This is a genomic window from Streptomyces sp. NPDC001816 (genome assembly GCF_042892235.1).
GTDB lineage: Bacteria > Actinomycetota > Actinomycetes > Streptomycetales > Streptomycetaceae > Streptomyces.
This window is the reverse complement of the sequence record NZ_JBIATY010000020.1, coordinates 17,069-38,665: the sequence shown is the minus strand read 5'-3', so window position 1 is coordinate 38,665 and position 21,597 is coordinate 17,069. Positions and strand designations below refer to the sequence as shown.

Genomic DNA, 21,597 nt, shown 5'->3' with positions numbered 1-21,597 from the left:
GACCAGCGTCTGAGCCGATCGTCGAAACGCGACGGCCCCTCCCCCTGCCGCCGGAAGGTGAGCGGAGGAAGGGGCCACACGCCGGCGCGTCCTACAGCGTCTTGCCCGTCGCCGGGCCCACGATCAGGCCCTCGCCGAAGCGGTCCACGCGGACCGTGTCGCCGTCCTTGACCTCCCCGGAGAGGATCTCCTTGGCGAGGCGGTCGCCGATGGCCGTCTGGACGAGACGGCGCAGCGGGCGGGCGCCGTAGGCCGGGTCGTTGCCCTCGTCCGCCAGCCAGGCCAGGGCCTCGGGGGTGATGTCCAGGCTGAGCCGGCGTTCGGCCAGCCGCTTGGCCAGGCGGTCGATCTGCAGCCGGGCGATCCGGGCCAGCTCGTCCTTGTTCAGGGCCGAGAAGACCACCAGGTCGTCGAGCCGGTTGAGGAACTCCGGCTTGAAGGAGGTCCGTACGACCTCCAGGACCTGCTCCTTCTTCTCCGCCTCGCCGAGCACCGGGTCGACCAGGTACTGGCTGCCCAGGTTGGAGGTGAGCACCAGGATGGTGTTGCGGAAGTCGACCGTGCGGCCCTGACCGTCCGTCAGGCGGCCGTCGTCCAGCACCTGCAGGAGGATGTCGAAGACCTCGGGGTGGGCCTTCTCCACCTCGTCCAGCAGCACGACGGTGTAGGGGCGGCGGCGGACGGCCTCGGTGAGCTGGCCGCCCTCCTCGTAGCCGACGTACCCGGGGGGCGCGCCGACCAGGCGGGCCACGCTGTGCTTCTCGCTGTACTCCGACATGTCGATGCGGACCATGGCCCGCTCGTCGTCGAAGAGGAAGTCGGCGAGCGCCTTGGCGAGTTCGGTCTTGCCGACGCCGGTCGGGCCGAGGAAGAGGAAGGATCCGGTGGGCCGGTCGGGGTCGGCGATGCCGGCGCGGGAGCGTCGTACGGCGTCGCTGACCGCGCGGACGGCCTCGCTCTGCCCGATCAGCCGCTTGCCGATCTCCTCCTCCATGCGCAGCAGCTTCTGCGTCTCGCCCTCCAGCAGGCGGCCGGCCGGGATGCCGGTCCAGGCGGCGACGACGTCGGCGATGTCGTCGGAGCCGACCTCCTCCTTGACCATCGTGCCCTTGGCGACCTCCTCCTCGGCCTCCGAGGCCTCCTCCAGCTCCTTCTCCAGCTGCGGGATCTCGCCGTACAGCAGCTTGGCCGCGGTGTCGAAGTCGCCGTCGCGCTGGGCGCGTTCGGCCTGGCCGCGCAGGTCGTCGAGGCGCTCCTTCAGCTCACCGACCCGGTTGAGGGACTGCTTCTCCTTCTCCCAGCGGGCGGTGAGGCCGCGCAGCTCCTCCTCCTTGTCGGCGAGGTCGCGGCGCAGCTTCTCCAGGCGTTCGCGGGAGGCCGGGTCGGTCTCCTTGGCGATCGCCAGCTCCTCCATCTTCAACCGGTCGACGGAGCGCTGGAGTTCGTCGATCTCGACCGGGGACGAGTCGATCTCCATGCGAAGGCGGGAGGCCGCCTCGTCGACCAGGTCGATGGCCTTGTCAGGGAGGAAGCGGGAGGTGATGTAGCGGTCGGAGAGGGTGGCCGCGGCCACCAGCGCGCTGTCCGCGATCTGCACCTTGTGGTGGGCCTCGTACCGGCCCTTCAGGCCGCGCAGGATGGCGATGGTGTCCTCGACGGTCGGTTCCGCCACCAGCACCTGCTGGAAGCGGCGCTCCAGGGCGGGGTCCTTCTCGATCCGCTCCCGGTACTCGTCGAGGGTGGTCGCGCCGACCATGCGCAGCTCGCCGCGGGCCAGCATCGGCTTGAGCATGTTGCCCGCGTCCATGGCGGAGTCCCCGCCGGCGCCGGCGCCCACGACCGTGTGCAGCTCGTCGATGAACGTGATGATCTGCCCGTCGGAGTCCTTGATCTCGGCGAGCACGGACTTCAGCCGCTCCTCGAACTCGCCGCGATACTTGGCGCCGGCCACCATCGCGCCGAGGTCGAGGGAGACCAGCCGCTTGTCCTTCAGCGACTCGGGGACGTCCCCCTTCACGATCCGCTGGGCGAGGCCCTCGACCACGGCGGTCTTGCCGACGCCGGGCTCGCCGATGAGGACGGGGTTGTTCTTCGTACGACGCGACAGCACCTGCACGACCCGGCGGATCTCCTGGTCCCGCCCGATGACCGGGTCGAGCCGGCCCTCGCGGGCGGCGGCGGTGAAGTCGGTGCCGAACTTCTCCAGGGCCTTGTACTGGCCCTCGGGGTCGGCGGTGGTCACGCGGCGTCCTCCCCTGGCCTTCCGAAAGGCCTCTTCCAGCTTCTTTGCGTCCGCCCCTTGCCCCTGGAGCACCTCACCGGCCGCGCCGCCCTTCGCGGCGATGCCGATCAGCAGGTGCTCGGTGGACAGGTACTCGTCACCGAGTGCCTTCGCCCGCTCGGCGGCGTCCGCGAGGACCGCGAGCAGCTCACGGTTGGGCTGCGGGGGCGCCACGGTGGAGCCGGTCACGCTGGGCAGCGAGGCGAGCACCCGCTCGGCCCCGGAGCGTACCGCCACCTGGTCGGCCTCCACGGCGGCCAGCAGGTCGGTGATGTTCTCGTTGTCCTGCCCCGCGAGCAGCGCGAGGAGGAGGTGGGCAGGCGTGAGGTCCGCATGCCCCTCGGTAACGGCCCGGTTGCCGGCCGCGTTGATCGCGTCCCGGCTCCTGTTGGTCAGCTCGGCGTCCACGTTCGCGTTCTCCTCCTCGGCGTCGGCTCGCAGGCCGTGTCTCCGCTGTCACTCTCCCACTGCTGACTTAACCAGCGTACACAAAGTTGAGTCTATTCCACTCAAGGTGCGGGATGTGGCTCCCTTGGGGATTGCAGCTTCCTGCACTTAGGTTTCGACGCATGTCCACCTACTCCCAGGACCCGGCCACGCCGGACGAGCCGTATCTCGCCTTCTGGCGGGAACGGCACCTGTGCACCCTGACCACGCTGCGCCCCGACGGCAGCCCGCACGTGGTGCCGGTCGGGGTGACCTACGACCCCGAGGCGCGGCTGGCCAGGGTGATCACGAACAAGACGAGCGCGAAGGTGTCCCACGTCCTCGCGGCCGGACCCGAGGGCGCCCGGGTCGCCGTGTGCCAGGTGGACGGCCGGCGCTGGGCCACGCTGGAGGGCCGGGCGCGCGTGCGCACCGAGCCGGAGCGGGTGGCCGAGGCGGAGCGGCGGTACGCCGAGCGGTACCACCGGGAGCCCGGGGAGAACCCCTCCCGAGTGGTGATCGAGATCGAGTTGGAGCGGGCGCTCGGGAGGGGCTGAGGCGAGGCGGTCAACCGGTCGGTTTCAGCCGCCTGGGATCGCTCCCATAACCCGAAATGTCGGCACAAACTGCAGCGGCGTCACCGTGTTCAGGTCACGGTGACGCCGCTGCGGGGGGAAGCACCTGAGCGATCTTTTACGACGGGGGAATCGCGTCAGGCACTGCGGGGGGTGGCCGAAATGGTCCTCAAGTCCACGACCTCCGGTTCTGCCAGCCGGTGGTCGCGTTGGTCCAGGTTCACAAAGATCATGCCGTACCGGATGGCACACCGGACCGGCTGCGGCGCCCCGCGGGGCTTGCGCAGACACCGGTACGCCCGTACGTCCTCTTCCTCGTCACGGGTGACGACGACCGGCTCTCCGAACACGGTCACCATCAGCGAGTCACCGCTGTGGGGGATGGCGGTGACCAGGTCGATGAAGTGCCAGCCCGAGCGGTAGGCGGTGGCCATTTCGCGCCGGAAGGAGCGGTCGTCCGGTGGAGTAGTCATAGTCAGTCAGTCCCAGACACTGTCGTCCATGCTGACCGGAGTCTCGACGCCGACAGCCACCGTCCCCGTGGTCCGAGTACCACTCGCCTTGTGACCGTCCCCCTGCGCACCGGAGAGGCCGGCCAGTGTTCCGAAGGCCACAACGGCGGAGAAGGCGGCGACAAGCACCGAGCGAAGCATTCTCTTACGCATAGTCGGCTTCGTCCTCACTTGAAGGTCCCCTCTTCCCCCGTCGAGTAAGACGATGGCTCATTCGGGCACGTCATGACCACACGATCGGTGCATCATGTTCCTGCACGTTCAGGACCCTGGGGGGTGGAGATTTGGCAACAAATGGGACTAAGGCGACACATCCCCATGCGGTGACCGAGCTGTGTGACGAAGGCAACCGGCTCTACGCGACGGCCCTGCGCACCGGTCGCATCGCGCGGGCGGATGCCGAGGCTGCTCCATGTCTGATGGAGTTCGCCCTCCTTCACCCGGATCCGGACGATGCGAACTGGCTGCGCCCCGTCCTGCCGACGGTGGCCCTGGCCCAGCGCCTCCACCCCCTGGAGCAGGAGATCAGCGACCGGCGGCGGATGTCCGTGGCCCTCGCCGACGCCTTCGAGCCGTTCATGGCACTCAGTGCCCAGGAGAGCGCGCCGACCCACTCGATCACCGTCCTCGAGGGGCTCGACCGGATCAACGCGGCGCTGGATCTGGCCACGGCCCAGTGCCGTACGGAGATGCTCACGGTGCAGCCCAGCGGCCGGCGCCGCCCCGAACACCGGCTCATCGAGGGCCTCGAACGCGACAAGCCGCTGATCGAACGCGGGGTCCGGATCCGGACCCTCTACCAGCACACGGCCAGGTACAGTCCGGACCGGCTGGCGTACGTGGACCAGTTCGCCAACGGCAAAGTGGAGTACCGCACCATCGACGAACTGGTGGAGCGGCTCATCATCTGCGACGAGACCGTGGCGTTCATCCCCATCCGGGACGACCGTCAGGTGGCCCTGGAACTGCGTCACCCCGGCCTGGTGGGCTACCTGATCAAGGTGTTCGAGTTCATGTGGAACCGGGCGGTACCGCTGAGCGCCGGCGCGCCCTACGAGACCGCCCCCGACGGAATCACCGACATCCAGCACTCCATCGCCAAGCTCCTGGTCGAGGGCCATGTCGACGAGGCCATCGCCCGCCGCCTGGGCATGAACGTCCGCACCTGCCGCGCCCACATCGCCAAGCTCGCCCAGGCCCTGGGCAGCGGCAGCCGGGCCCAGCTCGGATTCCTCATAGCCCAGTCCGGAATCCTGAAGCAGGAGCCCTGAACCACACGGGGAGAGCCATCTTTGACCGCAACAGCGCACGACCACGGACCGGAGGAACTGTGCGAGGCGGGTCTGCAGCTCTACACCCGCGCGCTGCGTGAGGGCCAGGTCCCGGCCGACGATGCCGAAGCGCTGCCCTGTCTCCTCGACGCGGGACTTCTGCAGCCGGACGTGACGGACCCGCGGCGGCTGCGACCCGTGGCGCCCGCCGTCGCCCTCCCCCGGCTGCTGCGCACCATGGACGAGGACATCGCCCACCGGCGCCGGCAGGGCGCCCGGCTCGCCGAGGCGCTGGAACCGCTCCTCGTCCTCGCGGCACCGGATCCGGCCCCGGCGGAGGTCGCGGGCATCCGGATGCTGAGCGGACTCGACCGCATCAACGTCGCCATCTCCGAGGCCATGGAGCGCGTCTGCGGGGAGATCCTCGCCATCCAGCCCCACAGCCGCGGGAACGACGCCGTACGGAAGGCCTCCCTGATCCGCGACCAGGCGCTGCTCGACCGCGGCGGCCGTATCCGCACCCTCTACCAGCACACCCAGCGCCACGTGCCGAGGGTCGCCTCCCGCTACGAGCAGCTGCGCGGCGACGTGGAGGCCCGCACCCTGGACGAGGTCACCGAGCGGCTGCTCATCATCGACCGCCAGGTGGCCTTCATCCCCGCGAACAAAGACCGCACCCTCGCCCTGGAGATCCGCCACCCGGCGCTGCTCGACTACTTCGCGATCATCTTCGACCGCCTCTGGCACCTGGCCAGCCCCATGTACCCCGAGGTCGCCCAGCGCCCGTCCCTGAACGGCTTCACCCCGCGCCAGCGCGCCATCGCCCGGCTGCTGACCGAGGGCCACACCGACACCGCCATCGCGGACCGACTGGGCATGAACGTCCGCACCGCCCGCCTCCACATCGCCAAGCTCGCCGCCACCCTCGGCAGCCAGAGCCGGACCCAACTCGGCTACCTCATAGGGCAGTCGGGGATACTCGACCTGGAGGAGGAACACGAGTGAGCGCGGCCCCGCACCCTGAGCACGGCTTGGAGGAGCTGTGCCCGGCGGGGACGGCGCTGTACGAACGCGCCCTGCACGAGGGGCGGATCAGCGGCGCGGAGGCCGCAGAGGCTCCCTGCCTGCTGCGGTTCGGGCTGCTGCAGCCGACCGTCACGGACATGGATGTGCTGGAGCCCGTCGCCGCCGCCGTCGCCCTGCAACAGCTGCTGCGCACCTCCGCGGAGCGCGTCGCCGAGGAACGGCGGCGCGAAGCCCGCCTCGCCCAGGCCTTCGAGCCGTTGCTGCGGGCGAGCGCCGGCCTCACCGAGGCCTCCGGCGAGACGCCGACGCTGCGGGTGCACAGCGGCAACGACCGGATCAACCAGGCCATCTCCCACGTCATGGCGGACGCCCAGACCGAGTGCCTCGCGATCCACCCCCACCACACCCACACCCGTACGCCGCCCGAGATCCACCAGCTCGCCTACGACCGCGACCAGGCGCTGCTGGACCGCGGCGGACGCATTCGCACCCTCTACCAGCACACGCTGCGACACGCCCCCACCGTGCAGTCCCGCTACGAACGGCTGCACGGCGACGTGGAGGCGCGCACGCTGAACGAGGTCACCGAGCGGCTGCTCGTCTTCGACCGGGCCGTGGCCTTCATCCCCGCGAACAAGGAGCGCACGCTCGCCCTGGAGATCCGCCACCCGGCCATGGTCGACTACCTCGTCACGGTCTTCGACCGGCTCTGGCACCTGGCCACGCCCATGTACCCCGAGGTCGCCCAGCCGCCGGCGCAGGGCGACATCACCCCGCGCCAGCGCGCCATCGCCGCCCTCCTCGTCGAAGGCCACACCGACACGGCCATCGCCGACCGCCTCGGCATGAACGTCCGTACCGCCCGCCTCCACATCGCCAAGCTCGCCGCCACCCTCGGCAGCGAGAGCCGGGCCCAACTGGGCTATCTGATCGGCGAGTCGGGGATCCTGAAGCAGGAGGAGACATCGGAGTGAGCGCGGCACCACACCGGGACCACGGAGCCGAAGAGCTGTGCGCCGCCGGGGTGAAGCTGTACGAACAGGCCCTGCGTGACGGCTGGTTGTGCGCGCAGGAGGCCGTCGAGGCACCCTGCCTCACCCGCTTCGGGCTGCTGCACCCGGCCCACGACGACCCCGTCCGCCTCGAACCCGTGGCCCCCGCCGCCGCCCTGATCCGGTTGCTGCGCGGCTCCCGGGCCCGGATCGCGGACGAGTACCGGCGCGAGGACCGGCTGGTGGAGCAGTTCGAGCCGCTGATGCGGACGGACGGGCCGCGGGCCGCCGACACCGGAGCCGAATCCCCGCTGCTGCGGCTGCACAGCGGCACCCAGCGGATCAACCAGGCCCTCACCGAGGCGATGGAGCAGGCGCGCAAGGAGGTCCTGTGCATCCAGCCGCACACCGGCCTCGCCGGCCCGCGCGGCGAGGTCGCCCATGACGTCGCCTACCACCGCGACCAGCGGTTGCTCGACCGTGGCGGCCGTATCCGCACCCTCTTCCAGCACACGGTGGTCCATCTGCCGGCCGTGCACGCCTACAACGAGCGGCTCGTCGGCGACGTCGAGGGCCGCTGCCTGGACGAGCTGACCGACCGGCTCATCGTCATGGACCGCCAGGTGGCCTACCTCCCCGCGGACGACGACGGCACCCTCGCGCTGGAGGTCCGCCACCCGGCGCTGGTCGCGTACTTCGTGACCACCTTCGAGCGGCTGTGGCAGCTGGCCACGCCCATGTACCCGCAACCGGTCCGGCGCCCCACGCTGGGCGGCGTCACCCCACGCCGGCGCGCCATCGCCCGGCTGCTGACCGAGGGCCACACCGACGCCGTCATCGCCGAGCGGCTCGGCATGAACGTCCGCACCACCCGGGACCACATCGCCAAGCTCGCCGCCACCCTCGGCAGCGAGAGCCGGGCCCAACTCGGCTATCTGATAGCGACGTCCGGGATACTCGAGCTGGAGGAGGCGGTCCGGTGACCCACCTTGAGCACGGGATCGACGAGCTGTGCGACGCGGGCGCCGAGCTGTACGAGCGGGCCCTGCGGGCCGGCCACATCCGCACCGCGGACGCGGCGGACACCCCCTGCCTGACCGACCTCGGGCTGCTGCACCCGTCCGTCGACGACCTCGGCCGGCTCGAACCCGTAGCCCCCGCCGCCCTGCTGAACCATCTGCTGCGCGGCTCCCGCGTCCGTATCGCCGAGGAACGCCGCCGCGAGGAGCGGCTGACGAAGCTGTTCGAGCCGCTGATGCGCGTCGCGCCCCGGCACGGGACGCACACCGACACCCCCACCCTGCGGATCCTCAGCGGCACGGAACGCATCAACGGCGCCATCAGCGACGCCATGGCCCAGGCGGCCGACGAGGTGCTCTGCATCCAGCCCAACGTGCACTACAACACCGACCGCGGCCGGGCCGCGCAGGCGGTGGCCATGGACCGCGACCAGGCGCTGCTCGACCGGGGCGGCCGTATCCGCACCCTCTACCAGCACACCCAGCGCCATGTGCCGCTCGTCCTCGCCCGCTACGAGGAGCTGCGCGGGGAGGCGGAGGCGCGCACGCTGGACGAGCTGCCGGACCGGCTCATCGTCGTCGACCGGACGGTGGCGTTCATCCCGGCCGGCGACGACGGCCTGCTCGCCCTGGAGGTGCGCCACCCGGCCCTGCTCCGCTTCTTCGTAACCGCCTTCGACCGCCTCTGGCGGCTGGCCACCCCCATGTACCCCGAGGCCGTCCAGCGCCCCACACTGGGCGGCGTCACCCCGCGCCAACGGGCCATCGCCGCCCTCCTCGTGGAAGGCCACACCGACACCGTCATCGCCGACCGCCTCGGCATGAACGTCCGCACCGCCCGCGTCCACATCGCCAAACTCGCCACCACCCTCGGCAGCGACAGCCGCGCCCAGCTCGGCTACCTCATCGCACGCTCGGGGATCCTGGAGCGGGAGGAGGCGGTCCGATGACCCACCTCGAGCACGGGATAGAGGAGCTGTGCGCCGTCGGCGCCAAGCTGTACGAGCAGGCCCTGCTGGACGGCCACGTACGGGCCGTGGACGCGGCGGACGCCCCCTGTCTGACCGACCTGGGGCTGCTGCACCCGGTCCTGGACGATCCGGAGCTGCTGGAGCCGGTCTCCCCGGCCGCGGCCCTGCACCGGCTGCTGAGCACCTCAGCGGCGCGTGTCGCCGACGAACGGCGGCGGGAGGAACGGCTGGTGGAGCAGTTCGCGTCGCTGATGCGGATCGACACCCCGCACGGCAGCGGGCCGGGCACCCCCCTGCTGCGGCTGCACAGCGGCACCGAGCGGATCAACCGGGCCATCACCGAGACGATGGCCGAGGCCGCCGAGGAGGTGCTCTGCATCCAGTCGCACGCCGGGCTCAGCGGCCCGCGCGGCGAGGCCGCCAGCGCGGCCGCCTACTCCCGCGACCAGGCACTGCTCGACCGGGGCGGCCGTATCCGCGCCCTCTACCAGCACGCCGTGCGTCATCTGCCCGCCGTGCAGGCCGGTTTCGAGCGGTTGCGGGGCGACACCATGGCGCGCGGTCTCGACGAGCTGCCGGACCGGCTCATCGTCGTCGACCGCACGGTGGCGTTCATCCCCGCGGGCGACGACGGCCGGCTCGCGCTGGAGGTGCGCCACCCGGCCCTGCTGACGTACTTCGTCACGACCTTCGAGCGGCTGTGGCGGCTGGCCACCCCCATGTACCCCGAGGCCGTCCAGCGCCCCACACTGGGCGGCGTCACCCCGCGCCAACGGGCCATCGCCGCCCTCCTCGTGGAAGGCCACACCGACACCGTCATCGCCGACCGCCTCGGCATGAACGTCCGCACCGCCCGCGTCCACATCGCCAAACTCGCCACCACCCTCGGCAGCGACAGCCGCGCCCAGCTCGGCTACCTCATCGCGCGCTCGGGGATCCTTGACCGGGAAGCGTGAGCGCGGCCGGCGGGCCGGGGTGCGGGGGGCCGTTCAGGCCGACCTGGGCGATGCGCACGCCCAGTTGGGTACGGCTGGCCGCGCCGAGGGTGTCCGACAGGCGGGCGATGTGGGCCCGGCAGGTGCGGACGCTTATGCCGAGCCGCTCGGCGATCACCGCGTCCTGGTGGCCCTCGGCGAGCAGTGCGGCGATGGAGCGCTCGCGGTGTGAGATGCCCTCGATGCCGGTGTCGGGGAGCGGAGCCGTCAGCGGCAGGGCGAGCCGCCACAGCCGCTCGAAGACGGTGACGAAGTACTCGACCAGCGCCGGGTGGCGCAGCTCCAGGGCCATCGTGCGCTCGGCGTTGGCGGGGATGAAGACGACCGTGCGGTCGAAGACGATCAGCCGGTCGATGACCTCGTCCAGGGTGCGGGCCTCCACCGTGTCACCCATCAGCTCCAGGTAGTTGAGCAGCCCCTGCCCGTGCCGGGCCACATGCGTGTACAGGTCGCGCATGCGCACGCCCCGGCCGCGCAGCGCCAGCGCCCGGTGCAGTCCCTCGGTCAGCTCGGCCTCGCGCCGGATGCCACCTGGCTGCACGGTGAGCACCTCGGTGGTGCACGCCTCGGTCGCCTCGTCCATCGCGGCCTGGATGCGGGACAGCCCGTCCAGCACGCGGATGGCGGTGCCCTCGCCCGGTGCCGCCGGCGCCTGCAGCTGCCGGCCCAGACCGGCGTACCGCTCGACCGCGGCCACCGCCGAACCCACCCGCTGCTGGCTCTCCCTGACCTCGTCGTAGACCCCGCGCAGCAGCCGGGTCATGACCTCCTGCGGGGAGGTCGGCACCAGCCAGTCCATGTCGTCCGGATCGGGGTGCAGCAGGGCCAGCTCCAGCAGGCAGGGCACCTGTTCCGCGTCCGTGCGCGGCACCCGTCCCCGACGTACGGCCCGGGAATACACGCGATCCCCGGCCTCGCACAGTCGGTCGGCACCGTGGGGATGCTTCTCCGTCCCGTGCCTGGCCATCGCCCATTCCACCCCCGGCTTGCTGCCTCTTCCGCAGCGCAACTATGCGCGGCCCGGACCGGGTCCGCAACACGGCTCCACGCACCACGGGAGGCGAAAACCGACGTTACGACCCGTTTTCAACCGGCCTCCGCCCGTCGCATTGCAACAAGATGATGGTGGTGGGCCGCACCCCACCGGGGGCATCGTTGATCTCGCTTCCCCCGGGTGCAGCAGCACCCGGAGCGGTCCCGGTCGGACTCCCCCCGTTCGGCCGGGACCGTCGTATCGCGCCCACGGGGGTGGCGCGATACGGGAGGGCCGCTCAGCACGTGACGCGGCAGGCGCCGAGACCTTCCGGCGCCCGCCGCGTCACGTGCGAGCCCTCTGCCCCTGCCCGGCTCCGGGCCGAGGGGCTACCGCCCCGGGCCCTACTTCAGGCCGATGGCCGCGCAGGCCGCCTTGTACTTGGGGGTGCAGATCTCGTCGATCGTGTAGATCCCGTCGGCGATGACCGTGTCCTTGATGCTGCTCTTGATCAGGGGGCTCACCTGGACCAGCTTGGACGGGATGGCCTTGGCGGTGGGGCTGTCCACCTTGTCCTGGGTGAGGGCGTCGAACTGGATGTCCTTGCCCTGCACCTTGGTGACGGCCATCTGGGCAGCGGCCTCGGCCTCGTCGGGGTAGGACTTGTAGACGCTCATGTACTGCTCGCCGGCGACGACCCGCTGCACCGCGTCCAGTTCGGCGTCCTGGCCGGTGATCGGGGGCAGGCTGGTGACACCGGCCGCCTTCAGCGCCTTGATGACACCGCCCGCCATGCCGTCGTTGGCGGCGTAGACCCCGGCGATGTTGTTCTTGCCGATCTTGCTGATCGCCTCGGTCATCTCGGCCTGGGCGTTCTCGGGCTTCCAGTCCGTGGTGTCGTAGGTCTCCGCGATCGTCACCTTGCCGTTCAGCTCGGACAGCGCGCCCTGCTTGAACTGCTTGGCGTTCGGGTCGGTGGGCGAGCCGTTCACCATGACGACCTTGTCGGAGGTGTCGACGTTCGAGCCCAGCGCCTCCAGCAGCGTGCGGGCCTGCACCTCGCCGACCAGCTCGTTGTCGAAGGAGATGTAGGCGTCGATCGGGCCCTCGGCCAGCCGGTCGTAGGCGATGACCGGGATGCCTGCGTCCTTGGCCTTCTTCACCTGGCCCGCGATGGCGTGCGAGTCGACCGCGTCGACCATGATGACGTCGACCTTGTCGTCGATCATCGTCTGCATCTGGCCGGCCTGCCGGGCGGCGTCCGCGTCGGCGTTGGCGTACTTGACCGTCCCCTTCTTGTCGGTCAGCTCCTCGACCTTGCTCTTGATGATCGGGTAGTCGAACTTGTCGTAGCGGCTGTTCGCCTTCTCCGGCAGCAGCAGCCCGATGGTGACGTCGTCGCCCTTCGTCGGGCTCGCGCTCGCGCCGTCCCCCGTCGCGTCCAGCACGCCGCAGCCGGCAAGCGAAAGGGTCATCGTGGATGCAGCCACGGCTATGGCGATACGACGCATACGAGGGCTCACTTCAGGTGTGTTCCGGACGAGGGTGCTGCTTTACGACCCAGGTGTCCGAAAAGCCAACGCGGAGCCGCTACCCGGCGTCAAGCCGAACTACTTAACGAGTCCGCAACACCACGCTCCGCTGCACCTGTGAAGGAGGAACGGAATCACCTCCAAACACCCTTTACGGACCCTCCATCCAAACGGAGTTCATGGGAAGGCAAAGATCCGCACAATCATCGGCAATCCCCGCGAGTCGTGATCACCGGCGGCCGCGCACCGTCTCTCCGACTCGAGCAGAGGACCGAATGAACCCAGCCACCCACTTCTCGCACGCAAAAGGGGCCCGGAAGCCGGGCCCCTTTCAGCTGTCACAGACGCTCAGTCGTTCTGCTGCCGCTTCGGCCGCCACACCACCAGCGCGCTGGTCTGCTGGACCTCCTGGTACGGGACCAGGTCGCGGCGGTAGGAGGCGTGGACGGCGGCCTCGCGCTGCTGCATCGCGGCCGCCGCGCCGTCCAGGGCCGACTGCAGCTCCGCGACGCGGGACTGGAGCGCGGCGACCTGGTTCTCCAGTTCGATGATCCGCTTGATACCGGCCAGGTTGATGCCCTCGTCCTGGGACAGCGCCTGCACCTGGCGGAGCAGCTCGATGTCACGGGCCGAGTAGCGGCGGCCCCGGCCGGCGGTGCGGTCGGGGGAGACCAGACCCAGGCGGTCGTACTGGCGCAGCGTCTGCGGGTGGAGTCCGGAGAGCTGGGCCGCGACCGAGATGACGTAGACCGGGCTCTCCTCGGTCAGTTCGTACGGGTTACGCCGACGGCCGTCCATCACCCTCAATCTCCCTTCGCGGCCTCGAACAGCTCCGCCCGCGGGTCCTCGTCCGCGGTCGCCTCGCGATACGCCTCCAGTGCGTCACGAGCCTTCCCCGAGACGTCCTTCGGGACACTCACCTCGACGGTGACCAGAAGGTCGCCACGGGTGCCGTCCTTGCGGACCGCGCCCTTGCCCCGGGCGCGCATGGTGCGGCCGTTGGGGGTGCCGGGCGGCAGCTTCAGGGTGACGGCGGGGCCGCCGAGGGTGGGGACCCGCACCTCCCCGCCGAGGGCCGCCTCGGCGAACGTGACCGGCACGCTGACGGTGAGGTTGTCGCCCTTGCGCCCGAACACCGGGTGCTCGCCGACATGGACCATCACATACAGGTCGCCCGCCGGTCCGCCCCGCTCGCCGGGCGCGCCCTTGCCGCGCAGCCGGATCCGCTGCCCGTCGGTGACGCCCGCCGGGATGCGGACCTGCATCGTGCGCGACGACTTGGCGCGGCCGCTGCCCTTGCACTCCAGGCAGGGGTGCTCGGCGATCAGGCCGCGGCCCTTGCAGTCGGGGCAGGGATCGGTCAGCGAGAAGCCGCCGCCCGAACCCCGGGCGACCTGCCCGGTGCCGACACAGGTCGGGCACACCCGCGGTGTGCCGTTCTTGTCGCCGGTGCCGGAGCAGGCCTTGCACGGCGCCTGGGAGGACATCCTCAGGGGCACCGTGGCGCCCTCGATGGCCTCCGTGAAGCTCAGCGTGACCTCGGACTCGATGTCCTGGCCGCGCCGCGGCTGGGTACGGGTGCCCGTGGTCCCGCCGCGGTTGAACAGGCCCCCGAAGACGTCACCGATGCCGCCGCCGAAGCCGCCCCCGCTCTGTGCGTTGCCCCCGAAGAGGTCGCCCAGGTCGAAGTTGAAGGAGCCGCCGCCGGCGCCCGGCCCGGGGCGGAAGCCGCCGTTGCCGAACAGGGCGCGTGCCTCGTCGTACTCCTTGCGCTTCTTGGCGTCGCCGAGGACGTCGTTCGCCTCGGAGATCTCCTTGAAGCGCTCCTCGGCCTTGGCGTTGCCCTTGTTGGCGTCCGGGTGGAACTCGCGGGCGAGCTTCCGGTACGCCTTCTTGATCTCGGCCTCGGTGGCGTCCTTGGGGACGCCGAGGACCTTGTAGTAGTCCTTCTCGATGAAGTCCTTGGTGCTCATCCCCGACGCCCCTCCTTCCTGTCTTCGGTGATTACGTCAGCCCTCCTCCGGGCCACCGTTCTCCTTGTCGTCGGCCGCGGGCGCCTCGGTGGTCTCCTCGGTGCCCTCCGCCTTGACGGCCTGCGCGCCCGGCTGCGGCTCGGCGACGGCCACCCGCGCGGGGCGGATGGTGCGTTCGCCGATGCGATACCCGGGCTGCAGGATGGCCACGCACGTCGTCTCGGTGACGTCCGGTGCGTAGCTGTGCATCAGGGCCTCGTGGATCGTCGGGTCGAAGGGCTCGCCCTCCTTGCCGAACTGCTGCAGGCCCATCTTGGCCGCGACGGTCTCCAGCGACTCGGCCACCGACTTGAAGCCGCCGACCAGTTCGCCGTGTTCCCGCGCGCGGCCGATGTCGTCGAGCACGGGCAGGAGTTCGGTCAGAAGGTTCGCGATGGCGACCTCCCGGACCGCGACCCGGTCGCGCTCCACTCGGCGGCGGTAGTTCTGGTACTCGGCCTGGAGCCGCTGGAGGTCCAGGGTGCGCTCGTTCAGAGCCATGCGCACCTGGTCCAGCTGGGCCACCAGACCCGCGTCTGCTGCTACGTCCCCGGCCGGGGCCGCCCCCTCATTGGGAGCGGCCTTCGACTCGGCGTCTTCGGGGGTCGCGCCGGAGGGGACGTCGGGCTTCTCCTCGAAGCCCGGGGTCTCCTCCGTCACGCGGCACCGTCCTTGCGCTCGTCGTCCACGATCTCGGCGTCGACCACGTCGTCGTCGGCGAGCCTGGCGCCACCGGCGGTGGCACCCTCGGGACCGCCCGCGGCCTGCGCGGCCTGGGCGTCGGCGTACATGGCCTGGCCCAGCTTCTGCGAGACGGCCGCGACCTTCTCCGTGGCGGTGCGGATCTCGGCGGTGTCCTCGCCCTTGAGCGCGGCCTTCAGCTCCTCGACGGAGGCCTCGACCTCGGTCTTGATCTCGCCCGGGACCTTGTCCTCGTTGTCCTTGAGGAACTTCTCGGTCTGGTAGACGAGCTGCTCGCCCTGGTTGCGGGTCTCGGCGGCCTCGCGGCGGCGGTGGTCCTCGTCCGCGTACTGCTCGGCCTCCTGGCGCATGCGGTCGACCTCGTCCTTCGGCAGCGAGGAGCCGCCGGTGACGGTCATCTTCTGCTCCTTGCCCGTGCCAAGGTCCTTGGCCGTGACGTGCATGATGCCGTTGGCGTCGATGTCGAAGGAGACCTCGATCTGCGGGACGCCACGCGGCGCCGGCGGCAGACCAGTCAGCTCGAACATGCCGAGCTTCTTGTTGTACGCCGCGATCTCGCGCTCGCCCTGGTAGACCTGGATCTGCACGGACGGCTGGTTGTCCTCGGCCGTCGTGAAGATCTCGGAGCGCTTGGTCGGGATCGTGGTGTTGCGCTCGATCAGCTTGGTCATGATGCCGCCCTTGGTCTCGATACCGAGGGACAGCGGGGTGACGTCGAGGAGCAGGACGTCCTTGACCTCGCCCTTGAGGACACCGGCCTGGAGCGAGGCGCCGATGGCGACGACCTCGTCCGGGTTCACGCCCTTGTTGGCGTCCTTGCCGCCGGTCAGCTCCTTGACCAGCTCGGCGACGGCGGGCATACGGGTGGAGCCACCGACGAGGACGACGTGGTCGATCTCGCCGAGGGAGATGCCGGCGTCCTTGATGACGTTGTGGAACGGCGTCTTGCAGCGCTCCAGCAGGTCGGCCGTCAGCTGCTGGAACTGCGCCCGGGTGAGCTTCTCGTCCAGGTGCAGCGGGCCCTCGGCGGACGCGGTGATGTAGGGCAGGTTGATCGTGGTCTCGGTGGACGAGGACAGCTCGATCTTCGCCTTCTCGGCAGCCTCGCGCAGACGCTGCAGAGCCATCTTGTCCTTGGCGAGGTCCACGCCGTGGCCGGCCTTGAACTGCTGCACCAGGTAGTCGACGACGCGCTGGTCCCAGTCGTCACCACCGAGGTGGTTGTCACCGTTGGTGGCCTTCACCTCGACGACGCCGTCGCCGATCTCCAGCAGCGAGACGTCGAACGTGCCGCCACCGAGGTCGAAGACCAGGATGATCTGCTCGTCCTTGTCGAGGCCGTAGGCGAGCGCGGCCGCGGTGGGCTCGTTGACGATACGCAGGACGTTCAGACCGGCGATCTCGCCGGCCTCCTTCGTCGCCTGGCGCTCGGAGTCGTTGAAGTAGGCCGGGACGGTGATGACCGCGTCGGTCACCTTCTCGCCCAGGTAGGCCTCGGCGTCGCGCTTCAGCTTCTGCAGGATGAAGGCGGAGATCTGCTGCGGGTTGAAGTCCTTCCCGTCCAGCTGGATCTTCCAGTCGGTGCCCATGTGGCGCTTCACGGACCGGATGGTCCGGTCGACGTTGGTGACCGCCTGGCGCTTGGCGACCTCGCCGACGAGCACCTCGCCGTTCTTCGCGAAGGCGACGACGGACGGCGTGGTCCGGGCACCCTCGGCGTTGGTGATGACGGTGGGCTCGCCGCCTTCAAGAACGCTGACGACGGAGTTAGTCGTGCCCAGGTCGATGCCGACCGCACGTGCCATGGTTGATTCCTCCAGCTGACTTGAGTGGAACAGGCTCAAGTGTGCACGAGCGGGTCCTCCGGGTCAACAGACCTGAGCCAGCCAGACTCAACTCTTATCCGCTCCTTACACGCAACTGCCCTCTGACCTGCGTCGATTCCGTCCGCTGGGGTTGCTGGACAGAGATGCGAAGGAGTACGAGAACCGCGAGGACCACCCCGCCGGCCACCCACAGCACGACTGTCTCCCCCGTCCACCCGGCATCCACGAGCACCCCCACGAGCACCGTGGAGAAGGTTCCGACGCCGAGCAGCACGACGACCCCCGGCGTGGTGAGCCCGAGCCGCCGCAGCCGGTGCGCGAGATGGTCCGGGCCCCGCCTGAGCAGCGGCCGGCGGCTCGTCCCGCGCGCGAGGACCACGAGCAGGAAGTCGGCGGCGGCCACGGCACCGAGGCAGAACAGCACGCCCGCGGTCGGCCCGAGCGCGTAGCCCGCGCGCGTGAAGACGGCGGCCGAGGAGAGCAGGAACCCGGTGAACAGCGAACCGCAGGCCCCCATTCCCACCCGCGCGGGATGCCAGTTGTGCATCAGGAAGCCGGTGAGGGCGGCCGCGAAGACGCTGAGCAGCACCGCGAGCCCGTCCATCACCTCGACGGCGGCACAGACACCCGCCCCGAAGGCGGTGATCACCCCGACCGTGCCCGCCAGCCCGTCGGCGTGGTCGAGCCCCTTGAAGGCGAGGGAGGCGAAGACGATCCAGCCCACGGCCAGGATCCCGCCCCACAGGCCCGTCTCGTCGTACGGCACCACGCAGGCCGCCGCCACGGCCGTACCGGCGACCAGCACCCGCAGGCGCAGTCGCCACACGTCGGCGACCAGCCCCAGCACGGCGACCCCGGCCCCGGCGACGAGCAGCTCGCCGACCCCCTGCCCCAGCGGCGCGACCTTCGTCCACACCCCCGCCCATGCGACCAGACAGGTGACGACCACGACCGCCACCCCTCCGGGCACCGGCAGGGGCCGCTGGCGCCGCCGGTCGACGATGCCCGCACGCAGGGCGGGCACCCGGAGCAGCGCCGCGAGCACGGCGGTGAGGAGTAGGGCGGCGGAGGCCGCGGCGATCCCGTACAGCACGGATCTAAGTTAGGCGCGAAAGTAGCAATTCGGTACGAATAACACGATCTGATTGCCTGGCCTGCTCAGGCTCCCCTCAGCGACCCAGATCACCTCGCTCCTGGCTACAGTGCGAGTAAGGATGCGGGTAGTCTCGAACGGACTGCATAAGTTACCGCTTAGTAATGTCCCTCGCAGGCCCGAGGAGCCCCGAAATGCAACTCGCCGCGATCATCGTGTCGCTGGTTCTGATCGTGGTCGGCGTGGCCTTGTTCGCCCGCGCCCTCCTCCAGATCTACAACTTCATGCGGCTCGGTCAGAGCGTGCCCGCGGGTACCCGGACCGACGAGCCCGTGCAGCGCACCCTCACCGTGGTCAGGGAGTTCCTCGGCCACACCAGGATGAACCGCTGGGGCATCGTCGGCGTGGCGCACTGGTTCGTCGCTGTGGGCTTCTTCACCCTGCTGCTGACGATCGTCAACGCCATCGGCGAGCTGTTCCAGGCCGACTGGATCCTGCCGGTCATCGGCGAATGGGCGCCGTACAACGTCTACGTCGAGTTCATCGGCACGATGACGGTGGTCGGCATCCTGGCCCTGATCGTCATCCGCCAGCTGAGCCACCCGCGCAATCCGGGCCGCAAGTCCCGCTTCGCCGGCTCCAACTTCGGCCAGGCGTACTTCGTCGAGAGCGTCATCCTGATCGTCGGCGTCTGCATCTTCATGCTGCACGCGCTGGAGGGCGCACAGCACCACGTCGACAGCTACGAGGCGTCCTTCTTCATCTCGTACCCGGTGGTGTCGTGGCTGAAGGGCCTGGACCTCTCCACGCTCCAGAACCTCACCTACTTCTTCGCGGGCCTGAAGATCGCGACCTCCTTCATCTGGATGATCACGGTCGCCCTGAAGACCGACATGGGTGTCGCCTGGCACCGCTTCCTGGCCTTCCCGAACATCTTCTTCAAGCGGAACGCCACCGGTGAGACCTCGCTCGGCGCCCTGCTCCCGATGACCTCCGGCGGCAAGCCGATCGACTTCACCGACCCGGGTGACGACGACGTCTTCGGTGTCTCCCAGGTCGAGCAGTTCTCCTGGAAGGGCCTGCTGGACTTCTCCACCTGCACCGAGTGCGGCCGCTGCCAGTCGCAGTGCCCGGCCTGGAACACCGGCAAGCCCCTCTCCCCCAAGCTGCTGATCATGTCCCTGCGGGACAACGCGCACGCCAAGGCGCCGTACCTGCTGGCCGGCGGCGGCAAGACCATGGAGGGCGAGGAGAAGGCATCCGAGGAGCAGCTGGCCGGGGTGCCCGCCGCCGCTCTCGCCGAGGCCGAGCGCCCGCTGATCGGCACCGCCGAGGAGAACGGCGTCATCGACCCGGACGTCCTGTGGTCCTGCACCACCTGCGGCGCCTGCGTCGAGCAGTGCCCCGTCGACATCGAGCACGTCGACCACATCGTGGACATGCGCCGCTACCAGGTCATGATCGAGTCGGCCTTCCCCTCCGAGGCGGGCACGATGCTCAAGAACCTGGAGAAGAAGGGCAACCCCTGGGGCCTGGCCAAGAAGCAGCGCCTGGAGTGGACCAAGGAGGTCGACTTCGAGGTCCCGGTCGTCGGCAAGGACATCGAGGACCTCACCGAGGTCGAGTACCTGTACTGGGTCGGCTGCGCCGGCGCCCTCGAGGACCGCGCCAAGAAGACCACGAAGGCCTTCGCCGAGCTGCTCCACATCGCGGGCGTGAAGTTCGCGATCATGGGCGGCGACGAGAAGTGCACCGGTGACTCCGCCCGCCGCCTCGGCAACGAGCCCCTGTTCCAGGAGCTCGGCATGGAGAACGTGGCCGCGCTGAACATGGCCTTCGGCGAGGAGATGGACGACGAGGGCAACATCACCCCGGAGTCCAGGAAGCCGAAGTCGGCGAAGAAGATCGTCGCGACCTGCCCGCACTGCCTCAACACGATCGGCAACGAGTACCCGCAGCTCGGCGGCGACTACGAGGTCATCCACCACACCCAGCTGCTGCAGCACCTGGTCGACGAGGGCAAGCTCATCCCCGTCACCCCGGTCGAGGGCATCATCACCTACCACGACCCGTGCTACCTGGGCCGCCACAACAAGATCTACACGCCCCCGCGCGAGATCATCGGCAAGGTCCCGGGCCTGCGGAACGAGGAGATGCACCGCCACAAGGAGCGCGGCTTCTGCTGTGGTGCCGGTGGCGCGCGGATGTGGATGGAGGAGCGGATCGGCAAGCGCATCAACAACGAGCGCGTCGACGAGGCCCTCTCCCTCAACCCCGACATCGTCTCGACCGCCTGCCCGTTCTGCCTCGTCATGCTGACCGACTCGGTCAACGGCAAGAAGAACGAGGGCAAGGCCAAGGAGTCCATCCAGGTCGTGGACGTGGCCCAGCTGCTCCTGGAGTCCGTCAAGACGCCGGTCGACCCGGCGGGCGAGCCGGAGCCCGAGAGCGAGCCGGAGCCGGTGAAGTAACACCGGCTGCAGGACCCGACGGCGCCCCCTGACCCGCACAGGCAGGGGGTGCCGTCGTATGCGTGGCGGGACTAGCATCCGCTGCCATGGGGGATTCGAGCAGCAAGGCCTCGGCCGGAGTCGTCCTGTCCAAGGGCCGTACCAGGGTGTGGGTGGAGCGGGAGGCCCTGCACTGGATGCGGGGGCGTACGACCGTCACCGTGCCGGGGGCGCAGATCCGCCGGGTAGAGGTCGCGGGGCAGTCTCTGACCGTGGCTCTCTTCGAGGGTGTCATGACCCTCCGGCATCGCAACGAGGCCATGGTTGCCGCGGTCGGCGCCGAAATCGAGGCGATCATGCGCGACACGGGCCCCGCAGAGCAGCGGAAGCCCGTCCAACGCCGGTCGGAACGCGTATGGCCCTTGCGGGTGTTGGCCGGCCTGCGGGACCGGGTACTGCACGGCAGCCCGTGGTGGCGGCGTGCCTTCTGGTACGTGGTCCTGGGGTTGCCCCTGGTGGTGTGGCTGCCCCCGGAACCCTCCCTGGGGGTCTTCGCCTGGTTCTTGCTGCCGGCGAGCGTGGCCTTGCTGCGTCTGTGGGTCGGCATGGCCGGGCTGGACACGCGGTGGGTGCTGTGGCGGCGAGGCATCACCGTGCGGGCGCGGTACGAGTCCGACTGGTCCAGCGAGAGCGGCAGCAGCTACATCGTTCACTTCCGCACGCTCGATGGCCAGGAGGTCACGGAGCACGCGCACATGCGAGGGTTCCGGGACGAGATCCGGTACGACCCACAGGACCCCTCGCGCGTGCTTGCACCGACCCGCGTGGCCTGGCTGGGGGAAACCCTGGTCGCCTTCCTGGGGACGGGCATCTGGGGCGTCGCCTGCGGAATCCCGGCTGTGCTCTGGCTGATCAGGTTGCTGGGGCTGCTGTCCTAGACG

Annotated in this window: 18 protein-coding genes; 9 read left to right on the top strand and 9 right to left on the bottom strand. The window is 70.0% G+C overall.

Features of this window, described 5'->3' with window-relative positions; translation table 11 throughout:
• Positions 1 to 91: 91 nt before the first annotated feature.
• Entirely contained in the window at positions 92 to 2,689 is a 2,598-nt protein-coding gene (gene clpB / locus ACFYZZ_RS43125) for an ATP-dependent chaperone ClpB (protein ID WP_386573016.1), read from the bottom strand.
• 161 nt (positions 2,690 to 2,850) lie between these two features.
• On the opposite strand from clpB, the gene ACFYZZ_RS43120 reads away from it, so the two are divergent.
• Entirely contained in the window at positions 2,851 to 3,264 is a 414-nt protein-coding gene (locus ACFYZZ_RS43120; RefSeq protein WP_389188875.1) for a pyridoxamine 5'-phosphate oxidase family protein, read from the top strand.
• A 155-nt stretch (positions 3,265 to 3,419) separates the two neighbouring features.
• On the opposite strand, the gene ACFYZZ_RS43115 is transcribed toward ACFYZZ_RS43120, so the two are convergent.
• Positions 3,420 to 3,755 carry a hypothetical protein gene (locus ACFYZZ_RS43115; RefSeq protein WP_386573014.1) on the bottom strand — a complete coding sequence of 112 codons (336 nt, stop codon included), beginning with the start codon at positions 3,753 to 3,755 and terminating at the stop codon, positions 3,420 to 3,422.
• Positions 3,756 to 4,078: 323 nt separating this feature from the next.
• On the opposite strand from ACFYZZ_RS43115, the gene ACFYZZ_RS43110 reads away from it, so the two are divergent.
• Genes ACFYZZ_RS43110 through ACFYZZ_RS43085 form a run of 6 tightly spaced genes read left to right on the top strand, consistent with a single transcriptional unit; the run spans position 4,079 to position 10,029 of the window.
• The gene (locus tag ACFYZZ_RS43110) at positions 4,079 to 5,065 is read left to right on the top strand and encodes a helix-turn-helix transcriptional regulator (protein ID WP_389188873.1); all 987 of its coding nucleotides are present in this window, start codon (positions 4,079 to 4,081) and stop codon (positions 5,063 to 5,065) included.
• 21 nt (positions 5,066 to 5,086) lie between these two features.
• The gene (locus ACFYZZ_RS43105; RefSeq protein ID WP_389188870.1) at positions 5,087 to 6,070 is read left to right on the top strand and encodes a LuxR C-terminal-related transcriptional regulator; all 984 of its coding nucleotides are present in this window, start codon (positions 5,087 to 5,089) and stop codon (positions 6,068 to 6,070) included.
• Positions 6,067 to 7,065, top strand: coding sequence for a helix-turn-helix transcriptional regulator (locus ACFYZZ_RS43100; protein WP_389188868.1), 999 nt, complete (start codon positions 6,067 to 6,069; stop codon positions 7,063 to 7,065). Before ACFYZZ_RS43105 ends, ACFYZZ_RS43100 begins: the two co-directional genes overlap by 4 nt.
• A complete protein-coding gene (locus ACFYZZ_RS43095) occupies positions 7,062 to 8,066 on the top strand; it encodes a helix-turn-helix transcriptional regulator (RefSeq protein ID WP_389188865.1) in 1,005 nt (334 codons plus the stop codon). The genes ACFYZZ_RS43100 and ACFYZZ_RS43095 overlap by 4 nt, the downstream gene beginning before the upstream one ends.
• Entirely contained in the window at positions 8,063 to 9,052 is a 990-nt protein-coding gene (locus ACFYZZ_RS43090; protein WP_389188862.1) for a LuxR C-terminal-related transcriptional regulator, read from the top strand. The genes ACFYZZ_RS43095 and ACFYZZ_RS43090 overlap by 4 nt, the downstream gene beginning before the upstream one ends.
• Positions 9,049 to 10,029 carry a LuxR C-terminal-related transcriptional regulator gene (locus ACFYZZ_RS43085; protein ID WP_389188859.1) on the top strand — a complete coding sequence of 327 codons (981 nt, stop codon included), beginning with the start codon at positions 9,049 to 9,051 and terminating at the stop codon, positions 10,027 to 10,029. The genes ACFYZZ_RS43090 and ACFYZZ_RS43085 overlap by 4 nt, the downstream gene beginning before the upstream one ends.
• On the opposite strand, the gene ACFYZZ_RS43080 is transcribed toward ACFYZZ_RS43085, so the two are convergent.
• The 7 genes from ACFYZZ_RS43080 to ACFYZZ_RS43050 form a co-directional block, all read right to left on the bottom strand.
• Positions 9,992 to 11,035 carry a LuxR C-terminal-related transcriptional regulator gene (locus ACFYZZ_RS43080; protein WP_389188856.1) on the bottom strand — a complete coding sequence of 348 codons (1,044 nt, stop codon included), beginning with the start codon at positions 11,033 to 11,035 and terminating at the stop codon, positions 9,992 to 9,994. The genes ACFYZZ_RS43085 and ACFYZZ_RS43080 overlap by 38 nt on opposite strands.
• 410 nt (positions 11,036 to 11,445) lie before the next feature.
• Positions 11,446 to 12,552, bottom strand: a complete 1,107-nt coding sequence (locus ACFYZZ_RS43075; protein ID WP_389188853.1) for a sugar ABC transporter substrate-binding protein — start codon at positions 12,550 to 12,552, stop codon at positions 11,446 to 11,448.
• A 369-nt stretch (positions 12,553 to 12,921) separates the two neighbouring features.
• The gene (locus ACFYZZ_RS43070; protein ID WP_389188850.1) at positions 12,922 to 13,371 is read right to left on the bottom strand and encodes a heat shock protein transcriptional repressor HspR; all 450 of its coding nucleotides are present in this window, start codon (positions 13,369 to 13,371) and stop codon (positions 12,922 to 12,924) included.
• Between the two features lie 5 nt (positions 13,372 to 13,376).
• The gene (gene dnaJ, locus ACFYZZ_RS43065) at positions 13,377 to 14,546 is read right to left on the bottom strand and encodes a molecular chaperone DnaJ (RefSeq protein WP_389188847.1); all 1,170 of its coding nucleotides are present in this window, start codon (positions 14,544 to 14,546) and stop codon (positions 13,377 to 13,379) included.
• A 36-nt stretch (positions 14,547 to 14,582) separates the two neighbouring features.
• Positions 14,583 to 15,245: a nucleotide exchange factor GrpE gene (gene grpE / locus ACFYZZ_RS43060; RefSeq protein ID WP_389188844.1), complete on the bottom strand. Its 663-nt coding sequence runs from the start codon at positions 15,243 to 15,245 to the stop codon at positions 14,583 to 14,585.
• Positions 15,242 to 17,092: a molecular chaperone DnaK gene (dnaK, locus tag ACFYZZ_RS43055; RefSeq protein WP_389188842.1), complete on the bottom strand. Its 1,851-nt coding sequence runs from the start codon at positions 17,090 to 17,092 to the stop codon at positions 15,242 to 15,244. Before dnaK ends, grpE begins: the two co-directional genes overlap by 4 nt.
• A 94-nt stretch (positions 17,093 to 17,186) precedes the next feature.
• Positions 17,187 to 18,206, bottom strand: a complete 1,020-nt coding sequence (locus ACFYZZ_RS43050; protein WP_389188840.1) for an MraY family glycosyltransferase — start codon at positions 18,204 to 18,206, stop codon at positions 17,187 to 17,189.
• A gap of 194 nt (positions 18,207 to 18,400) precedes the next feature.
• On the opposite strand from ACFYZZ_RS43050, the gene ACFYZZ_RS43045 reads away from it, so the two are divergent.
• Positions 18,401 to 20,677, top strand: a complete 2,277-nt coding sequence (locus tag ACFYZZ_RS43045; protein ID WP_389188838.1) for a (Fe-S)-binding protein — start codon at positions 18,401 to 18,403, stop codon at positions 20,675 to 20,677.
• 86 nt (positions 20,678 to 20,763) lie between these two features.
• Positions 20,764 to 21,594, top strand: coding sequence for a hypothetical protein (locus tag ACFYZZ_RS43040; RefSeq protein ID WP_389188835.1), 831 nt, complete (start codon positions 20,764 to 20,766; stop codon positions 21,592 to 21,594).
• Positions 21,595 to 21,597: the final 3 nt, after the last annotated feature.